An 8,701-nucleotide genomic window follows, 5' to 3' on the forward strand; every position below is an offset into this window, starting at 1 on the left:
GCGTAGAGGGCGTCGCCGCCGTTGTCGCCGCCGCCGACCAGCAGGACGACGCGGGCCCCGTAGACGGCGGGCAGGACGCGGGCGCAGACGGCCGCCAGCCCGGCGGCGGCGCGCTGCATCAGCGCGCCGTCGGGGAGCCGCGCCATGAGCGCCCGCTCCGCCGCCCGCACCTTGCCGACCTCGTGCGCGTACCTCATCCGCTGCTCCCCATGCGCGCCGTCCGGACGATCACATGACTTAGCCTGCCACGCTCCACCGCGGTGTAACCGGCCGGAGCCGTTCCGCGATCCCCGGCGCAATGGCGCCGCCCGTCCGGGTCCGATTCATGGTCCGCCACCCGAAAGGTGGGTTAGCGTGTGTTTTCACGGAAGTTGCAGTGCGGCGCGGACGCGGAAAAACCCGTAAAATGATCAGCCAACGTGCAGCGACGGACGGTCCCGATGCGGCACACTGCGACGGGACCGCTCCCCGGACGAGAAGGGGGTCGGAACGGTGGTCGCGTCTCGGAGTGCCTCCGGGGACATGAGTCCGTTCCGGGGTCCGAACGTCCGGCAGCGCCGGCTCGCCGCCGAACTCCGGCGGCTCAGGGAACAGAAGGGACTCACCGGAGACGATGTCGCCGAGCGGCTGGCCTGGTCGACCGCCAAGGTGAGCCGGCTGGAGAACGCGCGTACCGGCGCGAAGATCGACGACATCCACGCGCTCATCGACCTCTACGATATCGCCGAATCCCACCGATCCGAGCTGATCGCCCTTGCACACGATGCCGCGGAGAAGGGCTGGTGGGAGGGTTACCGGGAACTGCCCGGCGGCTACTCCGCACTGATCGCACTGGAAGACGAAGCGAACAAGATCACGCAATGGGAGACCTACATCGTTCCGGGCCTCCTGCAAACCGAGGCGTACGCGCGCGCGACGATCTCCGGGCTGCATCTTTTCGACACCGTCCCGCCGCGGGAGATCGACCGCAGGGTCGAGGTGCGGATGCGTCGCCAGGGAATCCTGCACAGAGCAGAACCTGTCGAATACACCGTCCTGCTGGACGAGTCCGTGCTGCAGCGCCTCGTCGGCGACCACGCGGTGATGCGAGCGCAGCTCGACCATCTCCTCGAGGTCGCGGAGATGCCGAACGTGACTCTGCGCGTCCTGCGGCTGGGTGTCGCCCATCCTCTGATGGAGGCGTCGTTCCAGTTGCTGGAGTTCGACCCGGTCCACGACGTCGTCTTTCCGGACATCGTTCACACGGAAAGTCTCACGGTCAGCCAGTTTCTCGACGAGAAGATCACGCACATGTATCGGCTCGCGTTCGAGGGAATGGCCCGGGTCGCGCTCGACGGCGCCGAGTCCATGGAATTCATTGCGCAAGCGCGGGCCGTCTGGCGATAGCACCGCCGCTACGGCGGTGCATATATCCGGAAAGGCCAACGCGTGTCCTCGTTCGAAATGTCGCCTGACCTCAACGCGCCCGCAGCCGGTGCGTCCGAAAACGCCGCTACCGGCTGGCGGAAAAGCGCGCGCTGCGCGGGCAACGGCGCCTGCGTGGAAATCGGGAGCCTGCGCGGCGGCGCGGTCGCCGCACGGGACGCCTTCCACGGCGACAGCGGGCCCGTGCTGACGTTCTCCGCCGCCGAGTGGCGGGCGTTCGCGTCCGCCGCCAAGGCCGGGCGCTTCGATCTGGCCCGCTGACACGGGGGGTCCGCGGGCGAAGAGGTGACCGACGGCCCGCACCGGCGTCCGCCGGGGCGGGCCGCTCTTGCGCACCAGGGGTCGCAGCGGTACCGGCGCCCCCGCTGATCATCGGCATTCCGGGCAGATCTTGTTACCTTGTTCCTGGCATCGGCAGCGCCGCCGTGAGCAGAATGCGTCTCCGATTCGGGAGCCAGGATGAGTTTCCATGCCGCACCGCCCCCACGCTGGAGGAAGAGCACCCGCTGCGGGGCGAGCAACACCTGTGTCGAGGTGGCCGGGCACGACGACGGAATCGTCTCCGTACGGGACGGAGCAGCCGACGATACGTGCCTGGACTTCGCTCGCGGAGAATGGCGGCGGTTCGTCGCGGCCGTCCGGAGGGGAGCCTTCGACTTGCACTGAAAGTTGCATTTACTGAGATTCTCAGAAACGACCCGCGAATAGCCGCCACCCGTCCGCACCGGCGCGGACGGGCCCGCGCGCAAAGGCTCCGCACGCGAAGGGCGGGGGAGGCGCACGCCTCCCCCGCCCCCGCGTCGGCGGCTACTCGACCGTGACGGACTTCGCCAGGTTCCGGGGCTGGTCGACGTCGTGGCCCTTCGCGGTGGCCAGCTCGCAGGCGAACACCTGCAGCGGCACCGTCGTCACGAGCGGCTGCAGCAGCGTCGGGACGGCCGGGACGCCGATCAGCGTGTCCGCGTACGGCTCCACCGACGCGTCGCCCTCCTCCGCGATCACGATGGTGCGGGCGCCGCGGGCGCGGATCTCCTGGATGTTCGAGACGATCTTGTCGTGCAGGACGTCCCGGGCGCGCGGCGGCACGACCACCACGACCGGCAGCCCCTGCTCGATGAGCGCGATCGGGCCGTGCTTCAGCTCGCCCGCCGCGAACCCCTCGGCGTGCATGTACGCCAGCTCCTTGAGCTTCAGGGCGCCCTCCAGCGCCACCGGGAAGCCCACGTGCCGGCCGAGGAACAGCACGCACCGCTCGTCCGCCAGGGACCGGGCCAGCTCGCGGACCGGCTCCATGGTCTCCAGGACCTTGTCGACCTTCTCCGGCATCCGCTCCAGCAGCTGCACCATCGCGAACACCTCGTCGCCCCACTTGGTGCCGCGCACCTGCGCGATGTAGAGCGCGATCAGGTAGACCGCGACGAGCTGGGTCAGGAACGCCTTGGTGGAGGCGACCGCGATCTCCGGGCCGGCGTGCGTGTACAGCACGCCGTCGCACTCGCGCGGCAGCGTCGAGCCGTTGACGTTGCAGATGCCGAGCAGCTTGGCCTTCTGCTCGCGGGCGTGCCGGACGGCCATCAGCGCGTCCATCGTCTCGCCGGACTGGGAGATCGCGATGACCAGCGTCGTCGGCGACAGGATCGAGTCCCGGTAGCGGAACTCGCTGGCCAGCTCCACCTCGCAGGGCAGCCCCGCCCAGTGCTCGATCGCGTACTTGGCGATCAGCCCGGCGTGGTAGGACGTGCCGCACGCCACCACGATGATCTTGTCGACCTCGCGGAGCTCCCGGTCCGAGATGCGCATCTCGTCCAGGTGCAGCCGGCCGTCCGCGCCGATCCGGCCGAGCAGCGTGTCGGCGACCGCCCGCGGCTGCTCGGCGATCTCCTTGAGCATGAAGTAGTCGTAGCCGCCCTTCTCCGCGGCGGACACGTCCCAGTCGACGTGGTACTCCTTCACCTCGGCGGGCCGGCCCTCGAAGTCGGTGACCGTCACCCCGCCGGAGCGCAGCTCCACGACCTGGTCCTGGCCCAGCTCGATCGCGTCCCGGGTGTGCTCGATGAACGCCGCGACGTCGCTGGCGAGGAAGTTCTCGCCCTGCCCGACCCCGACCACCAGCGGCGAGTTGCGGCGCGCCCCGACCACCAGGTCGGCGTCGCCGGTGTGCACCGCGACCAGCGTGAACGCGCCCTCCAGCCGGCGGCACACCCGGCGCATCGCCTCCGCCAGGCCGCCGCCCCCGCCGGCCAGCTCGTCCTCCAGCAGGTGCGCGACGGCCTCGGTGTCGGTGTCGGACTTCAGCTTGTGCCCGGCGTCCTCCAGCTCGGCGCGCAGCTCGGCGAAGTTCTCGATGATCCCGTTGTGGATCACCGCGACGGAGCCGGTGCAGTCGGTGTGCGGGTGGGCGTTGCGGTCGTTCGGCGCGCCGTGCGTCGCCCACCGCGTGTGCCCCATGCCGAGCGTCCCGGCGGGCGGCGGCTCCTCGGCGATCGCCTCCCGCAGGTTCACCAGCTTCCCCGCCCGCTTCGCCGTCGCCAGGCTCCCGTCGGCCAGCACGGCCACCCCGGCCGAGTCGTAGCCGCGGTACTCGAGCCTGGCCAGTCCGTCGACCACGACGTCGAGCGCGGGCCGGCCGCCTACGTACCCCACGATTCCGCACATGGCGGCAACTCTATTCGGTGTCTCCCACCGGACCTACCTGCAGAGGGCGTAGACGGGTGGCGCTAGGTTGGACGCCCGGTGAAAACCCGGAGACCGGCCTGAACGAACGATTACCGTTCTGGCCATGACGAGCGGATGGGACAGCGTGCCGACCCCTTACGTGGAACTCTCCCGCGAGGCCTGGCGGGCCCTGCGCGAGAACACCCCGCTGCCCCTCACCCCCGGTGAGCTGGACGCCCTGCGCGGCCTGCGGGACCCGATCGACATCACCGAGGTCGAGGAGGTCTACCTGCCGCTGTCCCGGCTGCTGAACCTGTTCTTCCAGTCCGACGGGCGGCTGCGCGACACCGTCAGCGGCTTCCTCGGCGGCGAGGTCGCGCCCACCCCGTTCATCATCGGCGTCGCGGGCAGCGTCGCGGTCGGCAAGTCCACCACGTCGCGGCTGCTGCGCACCCTGCTGGCCCGCTGGCCCGAGCACCCGAGCGTGGAACTCGTCACGACCGACAGTTTCCTGTATCCGAACGCGATCCTTACCGAGCGCGGGATCATGGAAAGGAAGGGTTTCCCCGAGTCCTACGACCGGCGCGCGCTGGTCCGGTTCGTCTCGTCGATCAAGGCGGGGGCGGAGAAGGCGGAGATCCCGGTCTACTCCCACCTGGAGTACGACATCGTCCCGGACGCGGTGCAGACCGTCCGGCGGCCGGACATCCTGATCGTCGAGGGGCTGAACGTGCTGCAGGCGCCGCCGCCCGGCACCCTCGGCGTCTCCGACTTCTTCGACTTCTCGATCTACGTGGACGCCCGGGTCGAGGACATCATGCAGTGGTACGTCGAGCGCCTGTTCGCGCTGCGCCGCACGGCGTTCACCGACCCGCGCTCGTACTTCCACAAGTACGCCCACGAGCTGGACGAGGACGAGACCGCCGCGTTCGCCAAGCGGGTCTGGCGGGACGTCAACGAGATCAACCTCGTGTCCAACATCCTGCCGACCCGGGCCCGCGCCACCCTCGTCCTGCACAAGGGCCGCGACCACGCCGTCCAGCGCGTCCGGCTGCGCCGGATCTGACGCCGCTCCCCGCCGGGGCGGGGACCCCGTGCCCCTTGCCGGGGCGGCCCCTCGGCACGTAGTGTACGAAACCGTTTCGTTTCGAAGTGAGGAGGGGCGGCGCATGTCGGACGCACGGGGCGCGGCCCGCGAGGAGGCCATCCTGCGGGCCGTCCTCGACCTGGTCGCCGAGGTCGGCTACGACCAGGTGACCATGGACGCGATCGCCGCGCGGGCGCGGGCCAGCAAGGCGACGATCTACCGGCGCTGGCCCGGCAAGGCCGAGATGGTGGTGGCGGCGGTCCGCGGCCGCGCCGGCGCCACCGCGGTGACCCCGCCCGACACCGGGGAGCTGCGCACCGACCTGCTCGCGGTGCTCCGGCAGATGCGCGACGGCCTGCTGGCCCAGGACGCCGCGCTCGTCCTCGGGCTGATGGTCGCCATGCACCGCGACCCGGCGCTGGCCGACGCCGTCCGGGCCCGGTTCGTGCACGACAAGCACGCGATGTTCGGCGCCGCCATCGCGCAGGCCGTCGCGCGCGGCGACCTCCCGGCCGGCCTCGACGCCGCCCTGTTCATGGAGATCAGCTCGTCGATGCTGTTCTCCCGGCTGTTCGTCGCCGGCGAACCGCTCGACGACGCCTTCGTCCTCCGCCTGGTGGACGACGTGCTGCTGCCCCTCCTCGACCACCGGACCAGCGCGACCCACCAGCCCAGCGCGACCGACCAGCCCAGCGCGACCCACCGGACCAGCGCGACCTAGGAGCATCCGATGTGGCAGACGATCGTTCTCAGCGGCCTCGGCGGAGTGGTGGGCGGCAACGCCCTCCCCCACTTCGTGCGCGGCATCACCCGCGAGCGCTACCCGAACCTCACCGGCAACGGGCCGCTGCCGAACCTCGTCGGCGGCTGGGCCGGGCTCGTGGTGGCGCTCCTGCTCGTCCACTGGGCGGACCCAGGCCGGCACCCCGGCTGGGCCTTCGGGTCCGCGGCGGCCGGCGTGCTGCTCATCGGCCTGTTCCACGCGGGCCCGGGCGCCTTCGGCCGCAAGGAGACCCCGCCCTCGGCCGCTCCCCGACCCGGCCCCGCGGCCTGAGTCCTGTCCGGGCGCGGGCGCGCGTCAGGACGTCCAGGCCAGCTCGTAGTACTTCAGGGCGTCGTCCTCTGCGACCATGCGCATCCCCGCCGCGGCCATGACGCGCTGCGACGCGACGTTGCCGCGGTCGGTGTCGCCCCTCACGCGGGCGGCGCCGCCCGCGCGGGCGAAGCGGAGCAGTTCCCGGAGCGCCTCGGCGGCGTAGCCGTGGCCGCGCGCCGCCTCGACGAGCCCGTACCCGATCGTGACGGTGCCGCCGTCGTCCGGGGCCGCGTGGAAGCCCGCGCCGCCGATGGCGCGCCCGTCGGCCCGTACCCGGATCTCGTAGGCGCCGAAGGGCCGCGGATCACCGTCGGAGGCGCAGACCTCCAGGTAGCGGCGGGCTCCCGCCACGTCCATCCCGCTGGGGTAGCCGCCCGCCGGAGCCGGCCCGGCCGCCACCAGCCGCTCCGCCTCGGCGACGGTGAACGGGTGCAGCACGAGACGCTCGGTCACAAGATCCTCCATACCGGAACCACTACCAGCCGGCCGGCCGGCAGGGCACCTGGTTTTCCGCCGCCGCCAGGTGGGGCGGGCCGGTAGGTTCGTCCGTTATGGGGGCGACCATCGGTGCCGCGATCGGCATGTTCGCCGGGACGAACGTCGACGACATCATCGTGCTGACCGTCCTCTTCCTCAGCGGGCGGACCGGCGGAGCGCCGCGGGCCCGGCAGATCTGGGCCGGGCAGTACGCGGGCGTCGGCGTCCTGGTCCTGGTCTCGGTGGTCGCGGCGCTGGGGCTGACCGTCGTGCCGGACGCGTGGATCGGGCTGCTCGGCCTCGTCCCGTTCGCGCTCGGCGTCCGCGGGCTGGTCGGAGCGGTGCGGGCCGGGGACGGCGACCCGCCGCCCGTGGCGTCGGGCACCGTCGCCGTGGCCGCCGTCACGATCGCCAACGGCGCCGACAACATCGCGGTCTACACGCCCGTGTTCCGCACCATCGGCCCCGGCGCGACGGCCGTGACGATCGCGGTGTTCGCCGCCGGGGTGGCGCTGTGGTGCCTGGCCGGGTCATGGCTCGGCTCGCACAAGAAGGTCATCGAGGTCGTCGAGCGCTACGGCCGCTGGCTCGTCCCGCTCGTCTTCATGGCGATCGGCGCGGTCATCGTCGTCGGTTCCGGCGTGCTGACCCGGCTCTGAGCAGGGATCCGGGGTAATCCGCCAGGGGGCGGTGGGCGTCCTCTGGTGAACCGGCCTCCCCGCGCCGGGCGGCGGCTCGGCCGCGGACAGGCTCAGGAGAGAAATGATCTATCTCGTCGGCACGACCGGGTTCCCGAACTACGGCGATGAGCTGATCGCCGCGGCCTGGCTGCGGTACCTGGCCGAGGCGGCCCCGGACACGGACGTGTGGCTGGACTGCCCGAGCCCCGGCCCGGCCGGGGTGCTGCTCGACGGGATCCACCCGCGGGCGCGGTTCACCGACACGTTCTGGCGGCTGTGCTGGGAGGCCCCCGGCGACGGTCCGTGGGAGACGGCGGCCTGGGTGCGGCGGGCGATGCACCATCCCGGGATGGCCTGCCGCTGGGTGGCCGGCATCGAGCTGGCCGCGCGGGCGCGGATCGTCCACGTCATCGGCGGCGGGTACGTCAACCGCATCTGGCCGAAGCACTACGGGCTGCTCGCCGCCGCCGTGGGGGCGGTCGAGCGGTCCGGCGGACGGGCCGTGATGACCGGTCAGGGGCTCTTCCCCGCGGCGGAGGACGCCGCGCCGCTGGTCCGCGAGCTGGCGGCGCACTTCGAGCTCGCCGACGTGCGGGACGAGCCGTCCGAACGGCTCCTCGGCGACGTGACGGCGACCGGCCGCACCGGCGACGACCTGCTCCTCGGGATCGGCCCGCACCTGTACCGGCGACCCGAGGAAGAGATGCCGGAGGTCATGCTCTGCCTCCAGTCGGACCTGCTGGAGATCCCGCGCCCCGCCCTCGCGTCCTTCGTGACCGGCACCATGCGGGCCTGGGGCGTCACCGGCGACCGGATCGGGGTCGTCGAGGGCATTCCCGGCGTCGACCGGGCGATCTACGACCTGGTCGAGCCGTACCTGCCCGGCATGCGCTTCTACCCGTTCTCCGACATCTGGGCGCGCGGGCTGCCCGCCGGGCCGGAGCAGGTCTGGCTCTCCACCCGCTTCCACCCGCACCTGCTCGCCGCCGCCGCCGGGGCGAGCGGCGTGGCGGTTCCGATCAACCCCGACTACTACGCGACCAAGCACCGCTCCCTGACCGGCACGGGCAGCGGCTGGACGCTCGCCGAGGCCCCGGCGGTGCCGGAGCGCCCGGCCGGCGGCGGGTTCGACCCGGCCGCGCTGGCCGCCCTCCGGGAGGGGAAGGCCGCGCTGGCCGCGAAGATCTACTCCTGACGCCCGGTGGCGGGGGGGCCGCGAACCCCGCCCCCCGCCCCCCCGGGATGGTGCGCCCCCGGGCCCCCCACACCGCCCCCGCGAGG

At 72.2% G+C, this 8,701-nt stretch carries 11 protein-coding genes; 8 read left to right on the forward strand and 3 right to left on the reverse strand.

Annotation, left to right across the window (positions count from 1 at the left end; all coding sequences use genetic code 11):
* Positions 1-197, reverse strand: a 197-nt coding sequence (locus ABZ914_RS26575; protein ID WP_500196517.1) for an NAD(P)H-hydrate epimerase, incomplete at its 3' end; no start/stop codon positions are given.
* 325 nt (positions 198-522) lie between these two features.
* Between ABZ914_RS26575 and ABZ914_RS26580 the strand changes: the two genes are divergently transcribed.
* From ABZ914_RS26580 to ABZ914_RS26590, 3 genes are all read left to right on the forward strand, one after another.
* Positions 523-1,386: a helix-turn-helix domain-containing protein gene (locus ABZ914_RS26580; RefSeq protein ID WP_190862706.1), complete on the forward strand. Its 864-nt coding sequence runs from the start codon at positions 523-525 to the stop codon at positions 1,384-1,386.
* Positions 1,387-1,443: 57 nt separating this feature from the next.
* A complete protein-coding gene (locus ABZ914_RS26585; protein WP_190862744.1) occupies positions 1,444-1,686 on the forward strand; it encodes a DUF397 domain-containing protein in 243 nt (80 codons plus the stop codon).
* A gap of 198 nt (positions 1,687-1,884) precedes the next feature.
* Entirely contained in the window at positions 1,885-2,091 is a 207-nt protein-coding gene (locus ABZ914_RS26590; RefSeq protein WP_190862704.1) for a DUF397 domain-containing protein, read from the forward strand.
* A gap of 141 nt (positions 2,092-2,232) precedes the next feature.
* Here ABZ914_RS26590 and glmS read toward each other — a convergent pair whose 3' ends face one another.
* Positions 2,233-4,080, reverse strand: coding sequence for a glutamine--fructose-6-phosphate transaminase (isomerizing) (gene glmS, locus ABZ914_RS26595; RefSeq protein ID WP_500196519.1), 1,848 nt, complete (start codon positions 4,078-4,080; stop codon positions 2,233-2,235).
* Between the two features lie 124 nt (positions 4,081-4,204).
* On the opposite strand from glmS, the gene coaA reads away from it, so the two are divergent.
* From coaA to ABZ914_RS26610, 3 genes are all read left to right on the forward strand, one after another.
* On the forward strand, positions 4,205-5,146 hold the full coding sequence (gene coaA, locus ABZ914_RS26600; RefSeq protein WP_433142013.1) for a type I pantothenate kinase: 942 nt from the start codon (positions 4,205-4,207) through the stop codon (positions 5,144-5,146).
* A gap of 103 nt (positions 5,147-5,249) precedes the next feature.
* Complete coding sequence (locus tag ABZ914_RS26605) at positions 5,250-5,888, forward strand: TetR/AcrR family transcriptional regulator (RefSeq protein WP_500196521.1); 639 nt, start codon at positions 5,250-5,252, stop codon at positions 5,886-5,888.
* A 9-nt stretch (positions 5,889-5,897) separates the two neighbouring features.
* Entirely contained in the window at positions 5,898-6,221 is a 324-nt protein-coding gene (locus ABZ914_RS26610; protein WP_500196523.1) for a hypothetical protein, read from the forward strand.
* A gap of 24 nt (positions 6,222-6,245) precedes the next feature.
* Here the strand turns inward: ABZ914_RS26610 and ABZ914_RS26615 are convergent, their stop codons facing one another.
* Complete coding sequence (locus ABZ914_RS26615; protein ID WP_500196524.1) at positions 6,246-6,716, reverse strand: GNAT family N-acetyltransferase; 471 nt, start codon at positions 6,714-6,716, stop codon at positions 6,246-6,248.
* 98 nt (positions 6,717-6,814) lie between these two features.
* Between ABZ914_RS26615 and ABZ914_RS26620 the strand changes: the two genes are divergently transcribed.
* Positions 6,815-7,399: a cadmium resistance transporter gene (locus tag ABZ914_RS26620; protein WP_500196526.1), complete on the forward strand. Its 585-nt coding sequence runs from the start codon at positions 6,815-6,817 to the stop codon at positions 7,397-7,399.
* A 103-nt stretch (positions 7,400-7,502) separates the two neighbouring features.
* Positions 7,503-8,615: a polysaccharide pyruvyl transferase family protein gene (locus tag ABZ914_RS26625; protein ID WP_500196528.1), complete on the forward strand. Its 1,113-nt coding sequence runs from the start codon at positions 7,503-7,505 to the stop codon at positions 8,613-8,615.
* Positions 8,616-8,701 lie beyond the last annotated feature (86 nt).

The sequence above is a fragment of the Spirillospora sp. NPDC046719 genome, from assembly GCF_040645715.1.
Lineage (GTDB): Bacteria > Actinomycetota > Actinomycetes > Streptosporangiales > Streptosporangiaceae > Spirillospora.